Annotated in this window: 19 protein-coding genes; 12 read left to right on the top strand and 7 right to left on the bottom strand. The window is 65.0% G+C overall.

Features of this window, described 5'->3' with window-relative positions:
* Positions 1 to 83: 83 nt before the first annotated feature.
* Together ACQR1B_RS09735 and ACQR1B_RS09730 are read right to left on the bottom strand one after the other, a co-directional pair.
* Entirely contained in the window at positions 84 to 407 is a 324-nt protein-coding gene (locus ACQR1B_RS09735; RefSeq protein ID WP_434831138.1) for a hypothetical protein, read from the bottom strand.
* A gap of 78 nt (positions 408 to 485) precedes the next feature.
* Positions 486 to 1445 carry a LysR family transcriptional regulator gene (locus ACQR1B_RS09730; RefSeq protein ID WP_434831139.1) on the bottom strand — a complete coding sequence of 320 codons (960 nt, stop codon included), beginning with the start codon at positions 1443 to 1445 and terminating at the stop codon, positions 486 to 488.
* A 111-nt stretch (positions 1446 to 1556) separates the two neighbouring features.
* On the opposite strand from ACQR1B_RS09730, the gene ACQR1B_RS09725 reads away from it, so the two are divergent.
* The 8 genes from ACQR1B_RS09725 (at position 1557) to ACQR1B_RS09690 (ending at position 11081) form a co-directional block, all read left to right on the top strand.
* Entirely contained in the window at positions 1557 to 2438 is an 882-nt protein-coding gene (locus tag ACQR1B_RS09725) for an NAD(P)-dependent oxidoreductase (RefSeq protein WP_434831140.1), read from the top strand.
* Positions 2439 to 2448: 10 nt separating this feature from the next.
* The gene (locus ACQR1B_RS09720; protein WP_434831141.1) at positions 2449 to 3978 is read left to right on the top strand and encodes an aldehyde dehydrogenase family protein; all 1530 of its coding nucleotides are present in this window, start codon (positions 2449 to 2451) and stop codon (positions 3976 to 3978) included.
* Positions 3979 to 4069: 91 nt separating this feature from the next.
* Positions 4070 to 5026 (top strand): N-carbamoyl-D-amino-acid hydrolase, encoded by a 957-nt coding sequence (locus tag ACQR1B_RS09715; RefSeq protein WP_434831142.1) that lies wholly within the window; start codon positions 4070 to 4072, stop codon positions 5024 to 5026.
* A 279-nt stretch (positions 5027 to 5305) separates the two neighbouring features.
* A complete protein-coding gene (locus ACQR1B_RS09710; RefSeq protein WP_434831143.1) occupies positions 5306 to 6907 on the top strand; it encodes an ABC transporter substrate-binding protein in 1602 nt (533 codons plus the stop codon).
* 14 nt (positions 6908 to 6921) lie between these two features.
* Complete coding sequence (locus ACQR1B_RS09705; RefSeq protein WP_434831144.1) at positions 6922 to 7863, top strand: ABC transporter permease; 942 nt, start codon at positions 6922 to 6924, stop codon at positions 7861 to 7863.
* On the top strand, positions 7860 to 8777 hold the full coding sequence (locus ACQR1B_RS09700) for an ABC transporter permease (protein WP_434831145.1): 918 nt from the start codon (positions 7860 to 7862) through the stop codon (positions 8775 to 8777). Before ACQR1B_RS09705 ends, ACQR1B_RS09700 begins: the two co-directional genes overlap by 4 nt.
* A 343-nt stretch (positions 8778 to 9120) precedes the next feature.
* Positions 9121 to 10110: an ABC transporter ATP-binding protein gene (locus tag ACQR1B_RS09695; protein ID WP_434831146.1), complete on the top strand. Its 990-nt coding sequence runs from the start codon at positions 9121 to 9123 to the stop codon at positions 10108 to 10110.
* Positions 10107 to 11081, top strand: coding sequence for an ABC transporter ATP-binding protein (locus ACQR1B_RS09690; protein ID WP_434831147.1), 975 nt, complete (start codon positions 10107 to 10109; stop codon positions 11079 to 11081). The genes ACQR1B_RS09695 and ACQR1B_RS09690 overlap by 4 nt, the downstream gene beginning before the upstream one ends.
* Positions 11082 to 11113: 32 nt before the next feature.
* Here the strand turns inward: ACQR1B_RS09690 and ACQR1B_RS09685 are convergent, their stop codons facing one another.
* Positions 11114 to 13219, bottom strand: a complete 2106-nt coding sequence (locus ACQR1B_RS09685) for a pentapeptide repeat-containing protein (RefSeq protein WP_434831148.1) — start codon at positions 13217 to 13219, stop codon at positions 11114 to 11116.
* Positions 13220 to 13694: 475 nt separating this feature from the next.
* Here ACQR1B_RS09685 and ACQR1B_RS09680 point away from each other — a divergent pair, with 475 nt between their 5' ends.
* Together ACQR1B_RS09680 and ACQR1B_RS09675 are read left to right on the top strand one after the other, a co-directional pair.
* The gene (locus ACQR1B_RS09680) at positions 13695 to 14066 is read left to right on the top strand and encodes a tRNA-binding protein (protein WP_434831149.1); all 372 of its coding nucleotides are present in this window, start codon (positions 13695 to 13697) and stop codon (positions 14064 to 14066) included.
* A 14-nt stretch (positions 14067 to 14080) separates the two neighbouring features.
* On the top strand, positions 14081 to 16042 hold the full coding sequence (locus tag ACQR1B_RS09675; RefSeq protein WP_434831150.1) for an alpha amylase C-terminal domain-containing protein: 1962 nt from the start codon (positions 14081 to 14083) through the stop codon (positions 16040 to 16042).
* Positions 16043 to 16448: 406 nt separating this feature from the next.
* On the opposite strand, the gene ACQR1B_RS09670 is transcribed toward ACQR1B_RS09675, so the two are convergent.
* Positions 16449 to 17378, bottom strand: coding sequence for a sugar kinase (locus tag ACQR1B_RS09670; protein ID WP_434831151.1), 930 nt, complete (start codon positions 17376 to 17378; stop codon positions 16449 to 16451).
* The gene (locus tag ACQR1B_RS09665) at positions 17365 to 18402 is read right to left on the bottom strand and encodes an SPFH domain-containing protein (RefSeq protein WP_434831152.1); all 1038 of its coding nucleotides are present in this window, start codon (positions 18400 to 18402) and stop codon (positions 17365 to 17367) included. The genes ACQR1B_RS09670 and ACQR1B_RS09665 overlap by 14 nt, the downstream gene beginning before the upstream one ends.
* 129 nt (positions 18403 to 18531) lie before the next feature.
* Between ACQR1B_RS09665 and ACQR1B_RS09660 the strand changes: the two genes are divergently transcribed.
* Positions 18532 to 19290: an NUDIX hydrolase gene (locus tag ACQR1B_RS09660; RefSeq protein WP_434831153.1), complete on the top strand. Its 759-nt coding sequence runs from the start codon at positions 18532 to 18534 to the stop codon at positions 19288 to 19290.
* A gap of 63 nt (positions 19291 to 19353) precedes the next feature.
* Here ACQR1B_RS09660 and ACQR1B_RS09655 read toward each other — a convergent pair whose 3' ends face one another.
* The gene (locus ACQR1B_RS09655; protein ID WP_434831154.1) at positions 19354 to 19914 is read right to left on the bottom strand and encodes a hypothetical protein; all 561 of its coding nucleotides are present in this window, start codon (positions 19912 to 19914) and stop codon (positions 19354 to 19356) included.
* Between the two features lie 307 nt (positions 19915 to 20221).
* On the opposite strand from ACQR1B_RS09655, the gene ACQR1B_RS09650 reads away from it, so the two are divergent.
* Positions 20222 to 21448 carry a CaiB/BaiF CoA transferase family protein gene (locus tag ACQR1B_RS09650; protein ID WP_434831155.1) on the top strand — a complete coding sequence of 409 codons (1227 nt, stop codon included), beginning with the start codon at positions 20222 to 20224 and terminating at the stop codon, positions 21446 to 21448.
* A 160-nt stretch (positions 21449 to 21608) separates the two neighbouring features.
* Here the strand turns inward: ACQR1B_RS09650 and ACQR1B_RS09645 are convergent, their stop codons facing one another.
* A complete protein-coding gene (locus tag ACQR1B_RS09645; protein ID WP_434831156.1) occupies positions 21609 to 21845 on the bottom strand; it encodes a hypothetical protein in 237 nt (78 codons plus the stop codon).
* Positions 21846 to 21865 lie beyond the last annotated feature (20 nt).

The raw sequence follows: 21865 nt of genomic DNA, 5'->3' as shown, positions 1-21865 counted from the left end.
TGTGGTTCAATCAGAGTGGCCTGTCGAGCTCAGGCACAGGACGGCCCAGACCGTCGTCACCTGCTTGCACCCGGTCCGGCCGGCTAGTCGCAAGAGATCTGATTGCCGATCCGCCGGCAGGACCGGCCATCGCTGAAGTAGGTCGTCGTGCCGATCGTCTGGGACGACGTGCCGTCGCTGTAATAGGTGTGATTGCCGATCTGCTGCGAGCTCGTGCCGTCACTGTTGTAGGTGAAGCGGCCGACCTGCTGCGACGAGGAGCCGTCGTTCCAATAGGTGGTGTTGCCGATACGCTGGCCGGACACGCCGTCGTCGCACAGAGTCTGGTTGCCGATGATCTGGCAGTTCTCGGCCTGGGCCGCCGTTGCTGCCCACAGGCTGAATGCGGTGGCGAACAGTTTGCGCATGAGGCTTCTCCCGGTGCTGCGGGATCCAATCGCAACCCGCGCGCGTCTGCAACAGAAATGACCGCCAATGCCGGCCCGTCAACGTCCGGCGGCGCGCGTCGTGGTCTTGCCCGCCGCGTCCCCCACACGGAACGCCCGCATCTGGCCGCTGAGGAAGCGCAGCAGATGGCCTGCCGCGTGCGGCAGCTCGCGGCCGCGGCGGGTGATGACGCAGGCCTCGCTCGACGCCAGCAGGCGGTTGTCGATCGGCACCGCGGCGAGCGAGCCGTCGGCCAGATCAGCGGCGACGGCGAAGGCCGGCAGCAGCGTCAGACCGAGGCCGCTCTTGACGAAATGGCGGAGCACGCTGATCGAACTGGTGGTGAGCTTCGGCGCTAGCGCGATGTGCTCGGCGGCCTCCGCCATCGCCACGATCTGCCGCGTGCCGTAGCTCGGATGCATCAGGCCCAGCGGATGGTCGGCGAGTTCGCGCAGGCGTAGGGGACGGCTGAGCCGCGTCAGCGCGTGATCCGGCGGCAGAATGGCGCAGAGCGGCTGGCGGCTCGCGGTGGCGACGCGAATGCGCGGATCGGCTGATGGGTTGAACACCAGCCCGATGTGATAGCGATCCTCGGCCACCGCGTTGACGACCTCGTTGGTGCCGGCGAGATCGAACGACATCGTCAGCGCGGAATGCCGCTGCCAGAAGCGGTTGAGCGGGCCCGACATCAGGTCGCTGACGAAACCCTCGCCGAGCACGATGTCGACGTGGCCGCGCTCGAGGCCCACAAGCTCGCGCAGCTTGGCGATCGTGTCGGCCTGATCGGACCGCCAGTGCCGGAAGCGCTCGACCAGCAACGCGCCGGCCTCGGTGGCGCGGATGCCGCGGCTGAGCCGCTCGACCAGCGTGAGCCCGAGCTCCTTCTCCAGCAGCGCAATCTGCCGGCTGATCACCGACGGATTGATGTCGAGCGCCTCGGCCGCGGCGCGCACCGAGCCCAGTCTGATGGCCTCATGGAGATAATGCAGCCGGTGATGATCGAGCAGGGTGGCGGACATCGAAGGGCTCTGAACGTGTTGACCTGAAGTCAACACTAGCCGCACGGTCTGCTGATGTCTGCCGTAAATCGAGGCGGGTACGTTTCCTGGGCAATAGCGACAGGAGGCCTCGTGACCGCGGTCGGCATCATCGGACTTGGCAACATGGGACGGGGCATGGCCCTGACGCTCAAGGGCGCGGGCTTTGCCGTCACCGGCACCGACGTATCGCAGGCGACGCGCGCGGCGCTGGCCGCCGAGGGCATCGCGATCGCCGTCGACATCGGCGCGGTCGTCGCTGTCGCCGACATCGTGATCCTGTCGCTGCCGACGGCTGAGATCGTCGAGCGCGTCGTGGAAGGGGCAGGCGGCATCCTGGCGCATGCCCGGCCCGGCGTCGTCATTGTCGATACCTCGACCTCGCATCCCGAGACCTCGCGCCGGCTCGCAGCTCTCCTCAAGGCGCGCGGCATGGGCTTCATCGATGCGCCCGTCAGCGGCGGGCCGAAGGGCGCGGCGACGGGCACCATGACCATGGTGATCGGCGCTGATGATGCCGATCTTGCCCGCGTCATGCCGGTGCTGGAGCGGATGAGCGCCAAGCGCGTGCATGTCGGCGGCGTCGGCGCCGGCAACGTCGCCAAGATCGTCAACAACCTGCTGTGCGCCGCGCATCTGCTCACGGCAGCGGAAGCGCTGCGCATCGCCGATGCTGCCGGCGTCGATGCAGGGCGGCTGCTCGAAGGGCTCAACGCCGGCTCGGGGCGATCCGGCGTCACGCTGGTCAATGTGCCCAACTGGATTCTCAACGGCGCGTTCGATTCCGGCTTCACCATGCAGCTGATGCGCAAGGATGTCAGGCTCGCCGCGCAGTTCATCGGCGAACTCGGCCTCGCGCTGCCCATGGCCGCCGACACTGCGCGCATCTGGGCTGACAGCGCCGCCAGCATCGCCGACGCCGAGGATTTCAATCGCATCGTCGAGCTGCAGCTCGGCCCCCAGTCGAAGCCGTAAGAGGGACGCCATGACCCATTTCATCGATCCCCGCCTGCGCGCAGCGATGCTGCCGTTCTGGCCTGATGCCGACAGCATCGGCTCGCATGTCGGCGGCGAGCGCATCATCGGCAGTGGCGCGACGGTGTCGGTGAATGATCCCGCGACCGGCACAGTTCTCTTCACCTACGCCGATGCGGGCGCCGACGTCGCGGCCAAGGCCGCGGTGGCTGCCGTCGCAGGGCAGGCGGAGTGGGCGCGGTTCACGGCCGCGGGCCGTGGCCGCGTGATGCAGGCGGTGGCGCGCGCTGTCCTCGCATCCGCCGAGCAACTGGCGCAGCTGGAATCGCTGTCCGCCGGCAAGCCGATCCGCGACACAAGAGGCGAGGTCGCCAAGGTCGCGGAGATGTTCGAGTACTACGGCGGATGGGCCGACAAATTCCACGGCGACGTCATCCCGGTGCCGTCGAGCCATCTCAACTACACGCGCCGCGAGCCGATGGGGGTGGTGCTGCAGATCACGCCGTGGAATGCGCCGGTGTTCACGGCAGGCTGGCAGATCGCGCCCGCGATCAGCATGGGCAATGCGGTGTTGCTCAAACCGTCGGAACTGACGCCGCTGACCTCGCTGGCGCTGGCCGTCATCGCCGAGGGCGCGGGCCTGCCGACGGGCGTCGTCAACGTGCTCGCGGGTTTCGGCCATACCACGGGGCAGGCGGCGCTGAGCCAGCCAGCGGTGAAGAAGGTGGTGTTCGTCGGCTCCGTGCCGACCGGGCGGCTCATCGGCGAGGCCGCGGCGCGGAGGCTGGTGCCGTCGGTGCTCGAGCTCGGCGGCAAGTCGGCCAACATCGTGTTCGCCGATGCCGATCTCGAACGCGCCGCCATCGGCGCGCAGGCCGCAATCTTTGGCGGCGCCGGGCAGAGCTGCGTCGCGGGCTCCAGGCTCTTGGTGCAGAGCGCGGTCTATGACCGCTTCGTCGATCTCGTCGCGCAGGGCGCGGCGAAGATCCGATGCGGCGATCCGCTGTCGGCGGACACCGAGATCGGTCCGATCAACAACGCCAGGCAATATGATCACGTGCTGTCGCTGATCCGCGAAGGTGCGGAAGAGGGCGCCGAGATCGTCACCGGCGCGCACGGCGCAGCACGGGATGGCGGCTATTTCGTCGAGCCGACCGTACTCAAGAACGTCACCAACGCCATGGGCATCGCGCGCAAGGAAGTGTTCGGCCCGGTGGTCGCCGCGATCCGCTTCGAGACCGAGGAGGAGGCGATCGCGATTGCCAACGACAGCGAGTTCGGCCTTGCCGGCGCGGTGTGGACCGGGGATGTCGCGCGCGCCCATCGCGTTGCCGCGAACGTCAAGGCGGGCACATTCTGGATCAACTCCTACAAGACGATCAACGTCGCCTCGCCGTTCGGTGGCTACAACAACAGCGGCCATGGCCGTTCCTCCGGCGTCGAGGCGCTGTACGAATACACGCAGGTGAAGAGCGTGTGGGTCGAGACCGCGGCCGAGCCCGCGGTGGCGTTCGGCTATGCGCCGGGCCTGCGCGAGTGAGATGCTTGCACGGATCGGCCCACATGGCATGATCGCTGCAAGAGCTGCGCGCCCAGAACCGACAACAGGGTTCCGGAAAAAGGAACAGATCATGCCGCGCTTCGTCAACGTCGCCATCGGTCAGCTCGGCCCCATCGCCAAGAGCGAGGCGCGGCCCGCCGTGATCGCGCGACTGATGGCGCTGATGCGCCAGGCCCATGCCAACGGCTGCGACCTGATCGTCTATCCCGAGCTCGCGCTGACGACGTTCTTCCCGCGCTGGTACATGGCCGAGCAGGCCGAGATCGACACTTATTTCGAGCGCGAGATGCCGGGGCCGGAGACGCAGGCGCTGTTCGCACTCGCGAAGGAGCTGCGCATCGGCTTCTCGCTCGGCTATGCCGAGCTCGCGGTCGAGGACGGCGTCGTGCACCGCTACAACACCGCCATTCTCGTCGACAAGGACGCCCGCATCGTCTCGAAATATCGCAAGGTGCATCTGCCGGGGCACGCCGAGCACGAGCCATGGCGCAAGTTCCAGCATCTGGAAAAGCGCTATTTCGAGCCCGGCAAGAGCTTCGGCGTGACCGATGCGTTCGGCGGCGTCATTGGCATGGCGATCTGCAACGACCGCCGTTGGCCGGAAACCTATCGCGTCATGGGGCTGCAGGGCGTCGAGATGGTGCTGATCGGCTACAATACGCCGGTGCACAATCCGCCCGCGCCGGAGCATGACGACCTGTCGTCGTTCCACAACCGCCTCGTGATGCAGTCCGGTGCCTATCAGAACGGCACCTGGGTCATCGGCGTCGCCAAGGGCGGCATCGAGGAGGGCGTCGATCACATCGCCGGCAGCTGCATCATCGCGCCCTCCGGCGAGATCGTCGCGGCCTGCGCCACCAAGGGCGACGAGATCGCGCTGGCGCGCTGCGACCTCGATCTGTGCAAGTCCTACAAGCAGACGATCTTCAATTTCGACGTCCATCGCCAGCCCGGAGCTTACGGCATGATCGTCCAACGCAAGGGCGAGACGCTGATGGCCGATGGTTCACGCGTGCAGAAAACGTAGGGTGGGCAAAAGGCGTTGCTGTGCTGTTCCCAAATGCGAGATCGCAATGGCGCCGTGCCCACCGTCTTGCGGCGGAGTGTGCGGCGCGATGGTGGGCTCGGCGCCATGGTGACCTCAGACGTGGAGAGATGATCGCATCGCCTTTGCCCACCCGACGGCACCATCGGTCTTGCGCACCGTGCCTCATTTGCGTTCAAATGAATCCCCGTCGCGCGCATGGCATGGGCCTTGCTTACAATTTCGGCAATTGAACTCAGGCACGTTGCATCAGGAGAGAACATGGATCGCAGAACGGTATTGAAGGGATTGGCGGGCGCGAGTGGTCTGGCGCTGACGGGTTTTGCGGCGCCGGCGATCGCGCAGGGCGCGGCCGCACGGACGCTGCGCTTCGTGCCGCAGGCCAATCTCGCCAATTTCGATCCGATCTGGGGCACGCAATACGTCGTGCGCAACGCCGCCGCGATGGTGTGGGACACGCTGTACGGCATCGACGACCAGTTCGTGCCGCAGCGCCAGATGGTCGAGTCGGAGGAGGTCTCCTCCGACGGCCTGACCTGGACCTTCAAGCTGCGTCCCGGCCTGAAATTCCACGACGGCACGCCGGTGCTGGCCAAGGATGTCGTCGCCAGCCTGACGCGCTGGTCGGCGCGCGATCCGATGGGCCTGATGCTCAAGGCGCTGCAGAACGAGCTGACCGCGGTCGACGACAAGACCTTCAAATGGGTGCTGAAGCAGCCCTATCCGAAGATGCTGTTCGCGCTCGGCAAGGGCAATGCGCCCTGCGCCTTCATCATGCCGGAACGCATCGCGCAGACCGATCCGTTCAAGCAGATGACCGAATATGTCGGCTCCGGCCCGTTCAAATTCGCCAAGAGCGAATGGGTGCCCGGCGCCAAGGCCGTGTTCGAGAAGTTCACCGACTACGTGCCGCGCCAGGAGAAGCCGGTGTGGCTCGCCGGCGGCAAGCAGGTGCTGGTCGATCGCGTTGAATGGGTCATCATGCCCGATCCCGCGACGGCGGCGGCCGCGCTGCAGAACGGCGAGGTCGACTGGTGGGAGAATCCGATCACCGATCTCGTGCCGGTTCTGAAGAGCAACAAGAACATCGGCGTCGACATCGGCGATCCCCTCGGCAATGTCGGTGCGTTCCGCATCAACCATCTGCATCCGCCCTTCAACAACGTGAAGGCGCGCCGCGCGATCCTCATGGCGCTGAGCCAGGAGGACTACATGCGCGCGCTGGTCGGCGACGACAACTCGCTGTGGAAGCCGCTGCCTGGCGTGTTCACGCCCGGCACGCCGCTCTACACGGAAGAGGGCGGCGACATCCTGAAGGGCAAGCGCGACATCGCCGGCGCCAAGAAGCTCTTGGAGGAGGCGGGCTACAAGGGCGAGCCGATCACCTGCGTGGTCGCGCAGGACCAGCCGATCACCAAGGCGTTCGGCGACGTCACCGCGGATCTCCTCAAGAAGCTCGGCATGAACGTCGACTTCGTCGCCACCGATTGGGGCACGGTCGGCGCCCGCCGCGCCCAGAAGACGCCGCCCGCGCAAGGTGGCTGGCACATGTTCCACACCTGGCATGCGGGTGCGGATTGCATCAACCCGGCCGCCTACAATGCGCTGCGCGCCAATGGCGACAAGGCCTGGTTCGGCTGGCCGGACAGCCCGGAGGTCGAGAAGGAGATCACCAACTGGTTCGCCGCCAAGTCGCTCGACGAGGAGAAGGTGATCGCCGGCCGCATCAACAAGGCCGCGATCGACGACGTCGTGTTCGGGCCGACCGGCTTCTTCCTCGGCTACACCGCGTGGCGCAAGAACGTCGCGGGCGTGACCAAGGGGCCGATCCCGCTGTTCTGGGGCGTATCGAAGACCGCATAGGGCGCTGACATCTCATGCTCGCTTATGCGCTCCGACGCGTGCTGTCGACCTTGCCGGTGATGGCGTTCGTCGCGCTGTTCGTCTTCAGCCTGCTGTACATCGCGCCCGGCGATCCGGCCGCGGTGATCGCAGGTGACCAGGCGAGCCCGGCCGATGTCGAGCGCATCCGCGCCAATCTCGGACTGGACCAGCCCTTCCTGGTCCAGTTCGGCAGCTGGGTGTGGCGTCTGCTGCACTTTGATCTCGGCACCTCGATCTTCACCAATCTGCCGGTGGCGGCGATGATCGCCCAGCGCATCGAGCCGACCCTCTCGCTGATGATGGTGACCTTGTTCCTCACCATCACCATCGCAGTGCCGCTCGGCGTCCTCGCGGCCTGGAAGGCGGGCACCTGGATCGACCGCACCATCATGGCGTTCGCCGTGTTCGGCTTCTCGGTGCCGGTGTTCGTCGTCGGCTACATCCTGGCCTATGTGTTCGCACTGAAGTTCGATTGGCTGCCGGTGCAGGGCTATACGCCACTGTCGCAAGGCGTCTGGCCGTGGCTGCAGAATTTGATCCTGCCGTCGGTCGCGCTCGGCTGCGTCTACATCGCGCTGATCGCGCGCATCACGCGCGCTGCGATGCTCGAGGTGCTGCAGCAGGACTATATCCGCACCGCCCGCGCCAAGGGGCTGGGGCAGGGCGGCATCCTGTTCATCCATGCGCTGAAGAATGCCGCGGTGCCGATCGTCACCGTGGTCGGCATCGGCATTGCGCTGCTGATCGGCGGCGCGGTGGTGACGGAAAGCGTGTTCGCAATTCCCGGCCTCGGCCGGCTCACCATCGATGCCATCCTGCGCCGTGACTATCCGGTGATCCAGGGCATCGTTCTGCTGTTCAGCTTCGTCTACGTGCTCGTCAATCTCCTGATCGACATCACCTATACCCTGGTCGACCCGAGGATCCGCTATTGACCGCCACGACCACCACCTCTCCGCCGCCCGGCCTCGCCATCGCACCTCGCCTGCCGGACCTTATGGCGGCGCCAAAAATCCGGCGCGGCGCGATCGGCTTCCTGCGCAACCATCCGACGGTCGCGATCGGCGGCGCGCTGCTGCTGCTGCTCGTCATCATCGGCGTGTTCGCGCCGTTTTTGTTCACCGTCGACCCCACCGCGATCGCGCCGGCCAAGCGCACGCGGCTGCCGTCGGCCGATTTCTGGTTCGGCACCGATGCGCTCGGCCGCGACATCTATTCGCGCGTGCTGTACGGCACCCGGGTTTCGCTCACGGTCGGCCTCGCAGTGGCGCTGGCGGCCTCGCTGATCGGGCTTACCATCGGCCTCGTCGCCGGTTTCGTGCGTTGGGCAGATGGCGTCCTGATGCGCTGCATGGACGGGTTGATGTCGATCCCGCCGATTCTGCTCGCTGTGGCGCTGATGGCGCTCACGCGCGGCAGCGTCGGCAACGTCATCCTCGCCATCACCATCGCCGAGATCCCGCGCGTCGCGCGGCTCGTACGCGGCGTCGTGCTGTCCCTGCGCGAGCAGCCGTATGTCGATGGCGCGGTGGCCGCGGGCACCCGCACGCCGATGGTGATCCTGCGCCACATCCTGCCCAACACCATGGCGCCGATGCTGGTGCAGGCCACCTACATCTGCGCCAGCGCCATGATCACCGAGGCGATCCTCTCCTTCATCGGCGCCGGTACGCCGCCGACCATTCCCTCCTGGGGCAATATCATGGCCGAGGGCCGTGCGCTGTGGCAGGTCAAGCCCTACATCGTGTTCTTCCCGGCGGCGTTCCTGTCGGTGACCGTGCTCGCCGTCAACCTCGTCGGCGACGGCCTCCGCGACGCGCTCGATCCGCGCATGGCGAAGAGCCCATGAGCGGGGTGATGACAAACGATGTGGCCCGAGCAGGGGCCTCGCCCTTCGAGACGCCCGCCTTCGGCGAGCTCCTCAGGGTGAGGGGTGAGAGCTTTCTCCGTGGCGACGCTGCTCATGGCCGAGGTGCAGCGGCGGTTTCGGTCCTCAACCCTCTCCATGAACACGCCTCTCGGCGTGTTCATGGTCCGGTGTGCAGTGCCTCGGCTTTTGCCCCTCATGGTGAGGAGCGCTGCGCGCCCCAATTGATCAAGGGATGGAGAGCGTCTCGCGCGCCGCGCATCTCGAACCATGAGGCCCCGATCTCACCGCACCAGACACCGATCTCTCGCCAGGAGCTGAACTGATGCCATTGCTCGAGGTCGAGAACCTCCAGGTGCATTTCCGCACGCCCACCGGCATCAACCGCGCCGTCGACGGCGTTTCCTTTCACGTCGACCCCGGCGAGACGCTGGCGATCGTCGGCGAATCCGGCTGCGGCAAGTCCGTCACCTCGATGTCGATGATGCGGCTGATTCCGGAGCCGCCCGGCAAGATCGCCGGGTCCATCAAGCTCGAGGGCCGGGACATCCTGACGCTGTCCGACCGCGAGATGCGCGCGCTTCGCGGCAACGACATCTCGATGATCTTCCAGGAGCCGATGACCAGCCTCAATCCGGTGCTGACGGTCGGCCGCCAGATCGGCGAGACCCTGCGGCTACATCAGGGGCTCGACCAGGCGCAGGCCGAGGCGCGTGCGGTCGAGATGCTGACCCTGGTCGGCATTCCCGAGCCCGCGCGGCGCGTGCGCGAATATCCGCACCAGCTCTCCGGCGGCATGCGCCAGCGCGTGATGATCGCGATGGCGCTGGCCTGCAATCCAAAACTATTGATCGCCGACGAGCCGACCACCGCGCTCGACGTCACCATCCAGGCGCAGATCCTCAAGCTGATGCTGGAGCTGAAGCAGCGTGTCGGCGCTGCGATCATCCTGATCACGCACGATCTCGGCGTCGTGGCCGAGGTCGCCGAGCGCGTGATGGTGATGTATGCCGGCCGCAAGGTCGAGGAGGCGCCGGTCAGGGAGCTGTTCCGTTCGCCGCGCCATCCCTACACGCAGGGCCTGCTCGGCGCGCTGCCCAAGCTCGGCTCGTCGCTGTCGGGCGAGACCAAACGCCTTGCAGAAATTCCCGGCCAGGTGCCGGACCTCAAGCAGCGCATCGAGGGCTGCGTGTTCGCCGGCCGCTGCGCGCTCGCCACCGATCTCTGCCGCCAATACGCGCCGGGGCTGGAGCAGAAGGCGCCGCGCCACGTCGCTGCCTGCCATTTCGCCGCCAAGGAGCAGGCCGCCGCATGACCATGCCGCTGCTCCAGGTCAACGACCTCAAGAAGCATTTTCCGATTCGAAGCGGCCTGTTCGGCCGCAGCAAGAGCCGCGTGCACGCCGTCGACGGCGTGTCGTTCGAGATCGCGAAGGGCGAGACCTTGTCGCTGGTCGGCGAATCCGGCTGCGGCAAGTCCACGGTCGGCCGCGCCATCCTGCGGCTGTTCGACATCACCGCCGGCCAGATCGTGCTCGACGGTCTGCGCATCGACGATCTCGGCCCGCACCGCCTGCGCGAGATGCGCCGCCGCGTCCAGGTCGTGTTCCAGGATCCGTTCTCCAGCCTCAATCCGCGGATGCGGATTCGCGACATCCTCGCCGAGCCGATCAACAATTTCGGCCTCGCCAAGACCGCGGCCGAGCGCGATGCGCGCATCGCCGAATTGATGGACATCGTCCGGCTGCCGCGCGACGCGGTGAACCGTCGGCCGCACGAATTCTCCGGCGGCCAGCGCCAGCGCATCGGCATTGCGCGCGCGCTCGCCGCCAAGCCCGATCTCATCGTCTGCGACGAGGCGGTGTCGGCGCTCGACGTCTCCGTCAAGGCGCAGATCGTCAATCTCCTGCAGGACCTGCAGCGCGAGTTCGGCCTCGCGCTCCTCTTCATCAGCCACGACCTCGCCATCGTCGAGCACATGACCCACCGCGTTGCCGTGATGTATCTCGGCAAGATCGTCGAGATGGCACCACGCCAGCAGATCTTCGCCTCGCCAGGCCATCCCTACACCAAGGCGCTGCTGTCAGCCGTGCCGGTGCCCGAGCCGGACGCGACACGCAGGCCGATCATCCTCAAGGGCGACGTCCCGAGCCCGGTCAACCCGCCGAAGGGCTGCCGCTTCAACACCCGTTGCCCCTATGTCTTCGACCGCTGCCGCAGCGAGGCCCCGGAGCTCCGGCTCAAGGGCGAGGACCAGTGGGTGGCGTGCCATCTGGAGAATGTGTAGCACTTTTGAGGCTCGCCAAATTTTCGATTATGTTATGGCCCAGGGCGGGGACAAGAAATCTTGTCCGGGTCATTAAAGGAGCGCGCAACTTCACGAGTTACGTGACTTGATGAAAGGAACTCGGAGGTCCACGTCTTTAGTATCCCTCTTGCGATGTATGGTCTCAATTCAACCGCGTTATCGCAAGTCAAGGAGCTTAAATAACGAGACATTTTGGCTTCAAAGAGACTTACGTCATTCTGCAAATTGAGTGAACACGCGTTCCATATTTCACGGTTATCTATAGGTGGGTTAGTTGCGAGTCTTTGGCGAAAAACCTTCTCATAGGAATCGCTGGTGCTTTCAGGCATTGTGTCGCGCAATTCCTTTATGTAGCCGTCAATAGCATCCGGCGTCGCTAAAATCCTTTCTCCTCTTCCAAAAGGTGGAAATTTTATCGCGAAGATTTCATCCCATTGCGCGTCTCTGGTCGCAGCGCCCTCACATCGAATAATATCGGTTCTCCAAAATAGTGACTGCGACAGATATGTTAATTCCACGGAGGAGTATTTGAAATCCGCCAGTTGTAGCTGAGCCTGCGAAAAGACGGTGCCATGAAGGTCGGAGCCGCGAAAACTGGTCGCCTGAAGCAGTGCCCGAACAAATGAAGCGCCTTGAAGTTTGGCTTGCCTGAAGTCTGCTCCTTGGAGGTCTGTCAGTAGGAAGTTTGTTCCTTGCGCGTTTACGTCGCGCATTATGCTTCCCCGGAGATCTGTCACTGCAAAGCTTGCGCCTTGCAGCCATGCGCCGGAAAAATTTGTGGCTCTGGAGTTGGCGTTTTGAAAGTAACTTCCCTGCAATTGTGCGTTGACGAATCTAGCGGCGCTAATATCCGCGTTCAAGAAGATCGAATCCCGGAGTATCGACGCAGAAAAGTCCGATTTTTTTACGGATGCGCCGCCAAACTCTGCATGTTCTAGTAGCGCGCCTTGATAATTCGTGCCGTTCAGCTGAGATCGTGTGAATCGTGTAAATGGCAGATGGGCGAGGCCGAAGGAGGTGTTGTTTGCTTCGCTGGAAGTAAAATCGGATCTGTCGAGAGTCGCGCGGTCAAATGTGGCGCCCTCGATTTTTGACGATATGAAACTGCTACCCGACAAGTCTGTGTATCTGAAGTCCGCTCTACGGAGATCTGCGGAATCAAAATTCGCGCATCGAAAATCTCGGTTGCTAAAGTCGACTGTTCGCTCGCCCAGAAAGGCTGGAAGTCCCGAGTTGGACGAAAGAGTTTCGAGCTCCTTTAGCTTCGAGCGATCGATGATTATTTCAGCTGATACCGAAATCCGATCAAAGTCTTTTTCAAATAGCGATTCAATCCAACTGACGGTGCGGCATTCCTCAATGCCAGGGCGTCTCTCCGCCAGGGAATGCCGCCCCACCCGAGCTTGTGGCTCGCCTGGAAAGCTGAGAAGAATGCCAAAGACGATCAAGATCGTGCATAGACCAAAGCCAAGAATTGCTATTGCGCTGAGTTTTGCGCGAGCCGCGGAGCGGTGGCTGTTGTTCAACAGGTCGACCCAAAAGACTATTATTGATAGACCTTCGAGTAGTGCCAGGCCCCTATGCGTCCAGGTTATTGACCTGCTGTGGTAAGGTAGGAATTTGTATTGAAATATGGCAATCACAAGGAGCGGAGCGGCGGCCAGAGTTATCCATGCGATTTGCCTGAATAGCCACCCAACTAAGCTCTCGCCCTTTCGAAGCGCGCCAGCAAATATTTGAGCGAATAGATTGTTTGAGAGACGAAGTCGGAGCTTCTCGCGATCAGACCGGAAGTGTATATTTTTTTCGAGTGCCTCATTGTACGTCGCTGCGGTGCGAGAAAGTATCGCTGCTTGCATCAGGACGTAAAGATGCAGGATGACGAAAAGTATCGGAGATAGCAGGAAGAAGCCAGTCATAGGTAGATCAACGTTCAAGACTGGAAGCTTTATTGGTGTAACGAGCAAGAGCTGTCTGTGCGTGACGCTGCCGGCGGTCAGGGCGAGATACAGGCCAAACAGTAGGTAAGTAACCCATAGGGCTGATACGCTGGCGGCAGATTCGTTTACCGATTTTTCAAGGATGCCAACATCCAGTGGATCGGCGCTCGAACTCATGAGGTTCTCCTGAAAATAGCGGCAGAGCAGGTCCTTACTTGCAACGCATCGATGCGCCGAATGCTCGGGCAATGAACGCGACAACTAGGCTGGACGATTATCTGGTACGAACCCCGCCGGCGCGATTCAATCTTAGCGGGTGTGACCGGTCAACAGCATATATGGCGGTTGGCTCTTTCGTTGCGCGGTTCATCCTATGGTTATGGGTCCCTGCGTGCGCAGGACGACAGCGGAGTGGGCGGGGAGTGGGAGGCTCTGCAGGGACGAGGCGGGGATGTCGGCCGAGCGCGTGGCACGCCTGCGACCCATCGGCCACACCAGCCTTGGCAATCGCCCGGTGACTCGACATCCCCCAGGACGGTGCATTGTCACCGCCCGGCTTGGCGACTAGAAACCGATCCGTTGAGGAATCTCAAGTCCAAGCGGTGCCGGGAACCACCACCGCGCCGCAAGTCCCGCGTTCGATGAGGCCGCCATGCATCTCTCCCACGATCCGACGGCACCGGCGGCGGCCTCGATCAGCTTCGACCAGTTCCTGGCGGTCGATATCCGAATCGGCACCGTCGTCGCCGCCGAGCCCTATCCGGAGGCGCGGAAGCCGTCGCTGAAGCTGACGATCGACTTCGGCCCGGGGATCGGTACCAAGCGCTCCAGCGCGCAGATCGCGACGCTGTACGATCCGGCCACGCTGGTCGGCCGCCAGGTGGCCGGCGTCGTCAACTTCCCGCCGCGCCAGATCGGCAAGTTCATGTCCGAGGTGCTGACGCTCGGCTTCCCGGACGAGGCCGGCAACGTCGTGCTGTTCCAGCCGGACAAGGCCGTGCCCAATGGCGCGCGGCTGTTCTGAGCGCGGGTGAGACCATGGATATGCTGCTCGAACCTGTTACGCTGCCGCCGTTTCCGGAAGGATTACGGATCTCACTCAGGCAGATGCATCTTCTCCAGGCTCCCATGGGCGGCACGCTCGTCACCGGCGGCGCCACGTTCCGCGTGTTCGCGCCGCACGCCAAGACGGTCTACGTCTCCGGCCCGTTCAACGGCTGGGCGCAGGATGCGAGCTGCCGTCTGGCGCCGATCGGCAACGGCCATTGGGCGATCTTCATGCCCGGCCTGAAGGACGGCGATGCCTATATGTATTTCGTAGAGGGCGAGGCCTCCTCGGGCTACAAGCGCGATCCGCATGCGCGGCTGCTCACCGTCGACCCGCCGTTTCCGCAATCGCATTCGGTGCTGCGCAATCCAGGCGCGTTTCCCTGGCACGAGACCGATTTCACGCCGCCGCCGTGGAACGAGCTCGTGATCTACCAGCTCCATGTCGGCACCTTCGACATGAAGGCGGGCAATCCCGACGGCTGCTTCTTCGACGTCATCGAGCGCGTGCCGCATCTGAAAAAGCTCGGCATCAACGCCATCGAGCTGCTGCCGGTGCAGGAATTCCCGTCCATGTTCAGCATGGGCTACAACGGCACCGACCTGTTCAGCCCGGAGACCGACTATGGCGAGGCCGAGCCCGACAAGCTCGCAGCCTATGTCGCGCGCACCAACGAGATCCTCGTCGCTGCGGGCGCTGCACCCTACGCTGATCTCGACACCCTGCGCCATTGCGACGACCAGCTGCGCGCGCTGATCGACGTCTGCCATGTCCATGGCATCGCCGTGCTGTTCGATGTCGTCTACAACCATGCCGGCGGCGGCTTCGACGAGAACAGCATCTGGTTCTTCGATCGCCAGCCTTACGGTGATCCCAACCGCAGCCTGTATTTCACCGACCAGGGCTGGGCCGGCGGCCAGGTGTTCGCCTATTGGAACGCCGACGTGCGGCAATATCTCGTCGACAACGCCATCATGTTCTATCGCGAATATCACGCCGACGGCCTGCGCTTCGACGAGGTCAGCGTGATGGATCGCTTCGGCGGCTGGGCGACGTGCCAGCAGCTCACCGAGGCGCTGCGCGCGGAAAAGCCCGACGCGGTCCAGATCGCCGAATACTGGCCCGTCAATCCCTGGGTGGTGAAGGACATCGCCAAGGGCGGCGCCGGCTTCGATGCGACCTGGAGCGACGGCTTGCGGCTCGCCGTGCGCGGCGCCATCGCCAGCGCAGCCGGTGGCGCGGGCGCTGCCGTGGCGATGCAGCCGATTGCCGCTGCGATCGCCGATCTCAGCCTCGACAAGCGCTGGCGCGGGGTCAACTCGATCGAGAACCACGACATCGTCTATGCTGGGCGCGAGCCGCGCATTCCGCGCCTCGCCGATCCCGTCGACAGCCGCTGCTGGTATGCGCGCAGCCGCAGCCGCGTCGCCACCGGGCTGCTGCTGACCGCACCGGGCATCCCGATGCTGTTCATGGGCCAGGAGCTGTTCGAGGACCGGCCGTGGAGCGACACGCCGAACCCGGACACCACGATCCAATGGCCGCTGCTCGACGGCGAGGACAAGATCACCGCCGACGCCGTGCGCTTCACGTCAGAGCTGATCGCGATCCGCCGCACCCATCCGGCGCTCACCGCCGAGGGCTGCGCCATCGTCCACGCCCATGACGGCAACCGCGTGCTCGCCTTCCATCGCTGGGACGGCGCGGGTGACGACGTCATCGTCATCGCGAGCCTGAACGAAACGCCCTGGCGCGACTACGCGATCGGCTTTCCGGCAACCGGACAGTGGAAAGAAGTGTTCAACAGCGACGTCTACGACAACTGGGTCAATCCCGATGTCGTCGGCAATAACGGCGCGGTGACCGCAACCGGCCCGGCGCTGCACGGCCAGCCGAGTTCGGCGATGGTGACGATCCCGGCGAACGGCGTGCTGGTGTTCGCAAGGGCGTGATGAACGCAGAAGCCACTGAACGCATGGCATGCGGTGCCGGTGAGAGCGCCCTCTCCCCTTGTGGGAGAGGGCATGTAGGACAGCGCAGCAAGCTCGGTCGGGTGAGGGGTCTGCCTCCACGAGCGTTGTCTGCGGAGAGATACCCCTCACCCGACCGCGTGCGTGGATGGGCCGGCGATGCCCTCTCCCACAAGGGGAGAGGGTGCTGTATCATGCAGCGTGACAGTCGCTGAGCTAACTAGTCGAGGGTATGCAAAGAGGCGCAGCGGTGCTCTCTCTACGCACGAGGTCGTCATGGCGCCGTGCCCGCCGTCTTTGCTGATGAGTTCGCGGGTGGACGGTGGGCACGCTGCCGCCTTCGGCGGCCGCTTTGCCCACCCTACGGCAGGGTGCCCTTAGAGCCGTACTACACGATCAGCCGCCCCTGCCGCTCCGCGATCCCGATCACTGCCTCCGTCCCCGCATTGAAATCCAGATGATCGGCCTCGATGCCGTCGGAGAAGATGACGCCGTTCTCGGGCATCAGTGAGCGCAGGCGCAGGGTCTCCGCGCCCATCAGGCCGCCGCAGACCAGCGAGGTCTGCGAGGTCTTGCTCGGGAACGGCTCGCGCACAGCAAAGCGAAGCGCGCGGGCGTCCCAGGGCAGGGCGGTGTAGTCGCCATCGCCGTGGCTGCCATAGCTGCCGGCAATCGCCAGCGCGCCGGTGACGATGCTCTTGAACCAGGCAGTCGAGCCGAGCCCGGTCGCGACGATCAGGCCGCTGGAGGACTGCCGCTCATGGCTCTCGCACGTCGCGATCTCGTAACGCGCCGAGACATGGGTGCGCGCGCCGATGAAGAGGTCGTTGACGGCGTGCAGCACCTGGCCGTCGGGCAGGCTCGCGCGTGCCATGGTCACGGCCTTGGCGGCACGCCTGTCGGCGGCGACCTCGGGCAGCAGGCTCGCGAAGTCGCCCGGCGTGAATGGCAGCAGCACGCCGTCATGGCGCTGAGCATCCGGGTTGAGGCCGAGCAGCGGCTGTCCGTCGAGATATTTCATGGTGTTGGCGACGAGACCATCCGGACCCAGCGCTGCGACGATATCTGCCGGGCCGAACAGGAAGTTCGGCAGGAAGCTGCGGTCGACGATCTGGTAGCGGCCCCAGCGCTCCAGCGTCTGCGTCGCCGTGGTGCGCGCGGCCTGGTAGGCCGCGTGCTCGCGTTCGTAGTCGGAGAAGTCGGCGCCGAGATGCTCGACATAGAAGCGGGCCTGGTCTGCGGTGAGGAACCTTGCGATCAGCTCCTCGAGCCGCGTCTTTCGGACGACCAGCACCACCTTGCGGTCATTGCCGGACACGGGGCGCCTCCGCGGGCTTCTGCATCAGGCTGTTCAGCAGCTCCGGCGAGACGTTGAGCTGGCCGATCTTCTCGGCCTTTTCGGCCAGCCCTGAGAACGCCTGCGCGATCAGCTGTCCCGGCTGCATGCCGGTCGCGGCCAGCGCCTGGATCACGCGGGTGTCGACACCCTCGAAGATCTTCATCAGCGCGCCGACGCGATAGGCCTCGGCATCCGCGAGCGTGCGGGTGTTCGCCGCGTTCAGCGCGACGAAATCCTTGCGCTTGGCCTCCAGCCCGATGTCGGCGACCATCCCGGCCTCGCGCAGCTCGTTGGTCTTTGCGGCCACACTGGCCTCTGCATCCATCTGCGTCTCGCGGATGGAGCGCTTCTTCTGCTCGACCGCGATCTCGGTATCGAGCTCGCTCTCGCGGATCGCCCGCTCGCGCTCGACCGCAAAGTTGCGCCGCGCGAAGATGGCCTCGTCCGCGGTCTTCAGGATCGCCTCGCGCGCCTCGGCCTCCAGCGCCTTGGCGGTCTCCGGTGTCGGCTTCACCGCGCGCACGGCGACGCCGAGGATTTCCAGGCCCAGTGCATCGATGTCGGCCCGCCGCTTCAGTCCCACCGCAATCGCTTCGGCGATGCGATCAGAGGCACGCAGCGCCTCCTTCAGCGTCATGTCCTTGACCGCCTGCTGTGCCAGCACCTCGACCGCGCCGAGCACACGCTGCGGCAGTTCCTCCGGGTCATCGGACTCGTAGGCCTTGCCGTCACGCTTGAGGGTGAAGTTCAGCATCGCCGCCGCCTTCTTCGGCTCGCCGATACGGTAGGTGACCTGGCCCTGGATCGTCAGCGTCTGAAAGTCGCGGGCGATCTGCTGGAAGATGAAGGCGGCGTCGCGGCTGCCGATGGGGATCGCGACCAGCGAGGTCGCAGGTCCGTAATAGAAGGTGGAGAGCCCGGCGCCTTCCTCGACGACGGTCCCGGCGCGGTACTTGAGCAGATAGGTGGTGGGCTGGGCCTTGATGAAGCGTAAGCCGAACATGGCGGCCTCCTGATGTCTGACGGCGTAAGTGTGTCACGCCAACTAAGTAAGTTGGACAGTACAACTAAGCGTGCTAGTGTCAAGCGGCAAAATCGGCGGGGCGTCGAGAGGGACGGCGGGGGGGACGGTATGGCAGGACGGCAGGGAACGGACAGCGGAGCGGGGGGCAAGGCGCGGAGCGGGGCCAAGGGGGCCGGGCTCGATTTCCCGCGACCGCTGACGACGGTCGACATCGTCATCTTCGCGATCCGGTCGGATGCGCTGCAGGTGCTGCTGGTGCGCCGTGGCCAGGCTGCGGGGGAGCCGTTCCCGGAGGCCTTCGCCCTGCCGGGCGGCTTCGTCGATGTCGATCGTGACGCCGATCTCGAAGCCTGCGCCCGGCGCAAGCTCGCCGAGAAGACCGGCGTCGTCAGCCCGTATCTGGAGCAGCTCGGCAGCTGGGGCAGCGCCACGCGCGATCCGCGCGGCTGGTCGGCGACCCATGCCTATTTTGCGCTGATTCCGGCCTCAGCCGCGGAAGCGGCGCTTGCCGCCGACGCGCAATGGTTCCCGCTCGATGGCGCTGGCGTGACGCCAAAGCTCGCCTTTGATCATGCCGAGATCCTGCAGGCCGCCGTGCGGCGGCTGCGCAACAAGGTCGAGTACACCTCGCTGCCGGCCTATCTGATGGCGGAGGAGTTCACCTTGCCCGAGCTGCAGCGGACCTATGAGATCGTGCTCGATCGTCCGCTGGAGAAGAGCGCGTTCCGCACCCGCATGCTCTCGGCCGACCTGATCGAGCCGGTCGCGAGGATGCGCAAGGGCCCGAACCGGCCGGCGCAGCTCTATCGGCTGAAAAAGGCGGCGGCGCCGGTGTTCTTCGCGCGGACGTTCAACGCGCCGGAATAACGCCGATGCCGCCCGCATGAGCTTCCGCCGCCGCCTTTCGGCCCGGCGACGTCGGCCGAAGGATCAGGCCGAATAATCCAGCACCAGGGATTTGCTGGTCGAGCTCGACGAGCTGGTGCCGTTGGCGCTGTAGGAGGAGGACTTGCTGCTGTTCGAGCTCTGCAGCGCTTCGAGCAGCTTCTTCAGCAACTCCTCGACCTCCGACGATGTGCTCGACGAGGAGGACGACGAGGAGGTGCTCGAGGTGGTGTCGCTGCTGGAGTCGTCGCTCGATGAGGGCGGCGGACCGCCGGCGCCGCCAGGACCGCCGGAGAACGCGTTGGCGAACACGTTCTTCAATTCGGCCGCCTGGTCGGAGGTGAGCTTGCCGCTGTCGACCTCGCTCTGGATCAGATCGTCGATCTTCGACTGCATCTCCTCGGGCGAGGGCGGCGTGCTGGAGGTCGACGAGGACGACGAGCTGCTGCCGCTCTTCAAGGCGGAATCGATGTCGTCCAGCGCCGATGACAGCGCCGTCTGATCGGTCGAGCTGACCGTGCCGGCCGAGACTTCCTTGGTCAGTTCCTGCTTGAGCAGGTCGAGCGGCGAGTACCCGCTCATGGAGGATGCAGAGATCGACGTCATGGCGTGCTCCGGGTTGTGACATCAAACCTGCGTCCAGGTGCATTTGTAACGCTTAACAGCTCCTTGTTGCGTGTTTCCGGATGTGTCCTGCCGCAGGCCGAACACAAAACGAAGCAAGAAAGTTCGCAGATTGCCGTCGGTTTGCGGGTTCGTCTCGGCACAGCCCGGGCGACGTGGCCCCTGCGACGGCGAGGGCGGCATGTCGTCAGCGCAGTGCTCCGGCGCGCGAAATGGTGTATCCGCTGATGACAAGGCGGGCACCTCGAGGGCAGTCCGCCACAAGGAATAAGCTCCCGGAGGAACATCCATGTCGGCCCTGCCGCTGTCTGGCATCAAGATTCTCGATCTGACCCGCGTTCTGGCCGGACCGCTGTCCGCCCAGATGCTGGCCGATCTCGGCGCCGAGGTGATCAAGATCGAGCGGCCCGGTACCGGCGACGACGCCCGCGCCTTCGGCCCGCCCTACCTCCAGGACCCGGACGGCAAGGCCAACAACAACAACTCGTTCTACATCTGCGCCAACCGCAACAAGCAGTCGGTCACGGTCAACATCGCGAGCCCCGAGGGCCAGGAGATCATCCGCGCGCTCGCGAAGGACTGCGACGTGTTCATGGAGAACTACAAGGTCGGCGATCTCAAGCGCTATGGCCTGGACTATGAGGCGATCCGCGCCGTCAATCCGGACGTGATCTACTGCTCCGTCACCGGTTTCGGCCAGACCGGGCCGTATGCGCCGCGCGCCGGCTATGACGCGATCTTCCAGGCGATGGGCGGGCTGATGAGCGTCACCGGCCACATGGACGGCGAGCCCGGGGCGGGGCCGATGAAGGTCGGCCCGTCGATCGTCGACTACATGACCGGGATGAACACCTCGATCGGCATTCTCTCGGCGCTGTATCACCGCGACGTCAATGGTGGCGGCGGCCAGCATGTCGACGTCTGCCTGTTCGACACCGTGATCGCCTCGCTGTCGCACTACGCGCAGATCTTCCTGATCAACGGCCAATCGCCGCCGCGCCGCGGCACCTGGGGCAATGGCGGCATGCCGGCCGGCGTGTTCCGCTGCACCGATGGCGAGCTGATGCTGGTGGTCGGCAACGACGCGCAGTTCGCGCGCACCTGCGCCGTGCTCGGCGCGCCCGAGCTCGCCACCGACCCGAAATTCGTCAAGAACAACAACCGCGTCGTCAACGGCCGCGAGATCATGGCGATCTTCGCCCGCCTGTTCCTGACGAACTCGGTCGCGCATTGGCTCGAGGCGCTGGAAAAGGCCGGCGTGCCCTGCGGCCCCGTCAACGATTTCGCCCATGTGTTCGCCGATCCGCATGTCCGCTCGCGCGGCATGGAGGTGAAGGTCAGCCATCCATTCGAGCCGCAGCTGTCGGTGATCCGCAACGCGCTGACCTTCTCGGGCACGCCGATCACCGACTATCGCGCCCCGCCGCTGCTCGGCGAGCATACGACGGAGGTGCTGTCGGGCCTCGGCTACGACGAGGCGAAGATCGCGGCGCTGAAGCAGCAGGGCGTGGTGTAGGCGCCACGCGCACGCCTGCCGTAGGGTGGGCAAAGGCGCTGCCGTGCTATTCCTACAGGCGAGATCGCGGTGGCGCCGTGCCCACCATCTCACGGCGCGACGCGCTGATGGATGGTGGGCACGCTGCCGCCTGACGGCGGCTGCTTTGCCCACCCTCAGATCAGTGGGCGTGGTGATGCCGGTGCCGCTTCGCCTTGGGCCGGTAATAGCGCTGCTCCGCGACGAAAGGCGCAGGCGGCGCGCCGAGTTGCTGCCGGGATTCCTGCAGGCGGCGCTGATAGCCGGGGGAGTTCATGATGCTGGCGGCGGCGCCGCGCGCCAGCACCGGCTCGCTCGCCGAGACCATCGCAAGCGCCGTGGCGGCGGCGGCCATGATCAATCGCACAGGCTGCGTCATCAGGCGGACTTCCTTCTCAT

The organism is Bradyrhizobium oligotrophicum (assembly GCF_051168495.1).
GTDB classification, from domain to species: Bacteria; Pseudomonadota; Alphaproteobacteria; order Rhizobiales; family Xanthobacteraceae; genus Bradyrhizobium; species Bradyrhizobium oligotrophicum_A.
This window is presented reverse-complemented; position numbering and strand designations above follow the sequence as displayed.

Coding starts and splice junctions, on each gene's coding strand:
- ACQR1B_RS09735 (WP_434831138.1), bottom strand. CDS start 407: ATGCGCAAACTGTTCGCCACCGCATTCAGCCTGTGGGCAGCAACGGCG.
- ACQR1B_RS09730 (WP_434831139.1), bottom strand. CDS start 1,445: ATGTCCGCCACCCTGCTCGATCATCACCGGCTGCATTATCTCCATGAG.
- ACQR1B_RS09720 (WP_434831141.1), top strand. CDS start 2,449: ATGACCCATTTCATCGATCCCCGCCTGCGCGCAGCGATGCTGCCGTTC.
- ACQR1B_RS09715 (WP_434831142.1), top strand. CDS start 4,070: ATGCCGCGCTTCGTCAACGTCGCCATCGGTCAGCTCGGCCCCATCGCC.
- ACQR1B_RS09710 (WP_434831143.1), top strand. CDS start 5,306: ATGGATCGCAGAACGGTATTGAAGGGATTGGCGGGCGCGAGTGGTCTG.
- ACQR1B_RS09705 (WP_434831144.1), top strand. CDS start 6,922: ATGCTCGCTTATGCGCTCCGACGCGTGCTGTCGACCTTGCCGGTGATG.
- ACQR1B_RS09695 (WP_434831146.1), top strand. CDS start 9,121: ATGCCATTGCTCGAGGTCGAGAACCTCCAGGTGCATTTCCGCACGCCC.
- ACQR1B_RS09690 (WP_434831147.1), top strand. CDS start 10,107: ATGACCATGCCGCTGCTCCAGGTCAACGACCTCAAGAAGCATTTTCCG.
- ACQR1B_RS09685 (WP_434831148.1), bottom strand. CDS start 13,219: ATGAGTTCGAGCGCCGATCCACTGGATGTTGGCATCCTTGAAAAATCG.
- ACQR1B_RS09680 (WP_434831149.1), top strand. CDS start 13,695: ATGCATCTCTCCCACGATCCGACGGCACCGGCGGCGGCCTCGATCAGC.
- ACQR1B_RS09675 (WP_434831150.1), top strand. CDS start 14,081: ATGGATATGCTGCTCGAACCTGTTACGCTGCCGCCGTTTCCGGAAGGA.
- ACQR1B_RS09665 (WP_434831152.1), bottom strand. CDS start 18,402: ATGTTCGGCTTACGCTTCATCAAGGCCCAGCCCACCACCTATCTGCTC.
- ACQR1B_RS09660 (WP_434831153.1), top strand. CDS start 18,532: ATGGCAGGACGGCAGGGAACGGACAGCGGAGCGGGGGGCAAGGCGCGG.
- ACQR1B_RS09655 (WP_434831154.1), bottom strand. CDS start 19,914: ATGACGTCGATCTCTGCATCCTCCATGAGCGGGTACTCGCCGCTCGAC.
- ACQR1B_RS09650 (WP_434831155.1), top strand. CDS start 20,222: ATGTCGGCCCTGCCGCTGTCTGGCATCAAGATTCTCGATCTGACCCGC.
- ACQR1B_RS09645 (WP_434831156.1), bottom strand. CDS start 21,845: ATGACGCAGCCTGTGCGATTGATCATGGCCGCCGCCGCCACGGCGCTT.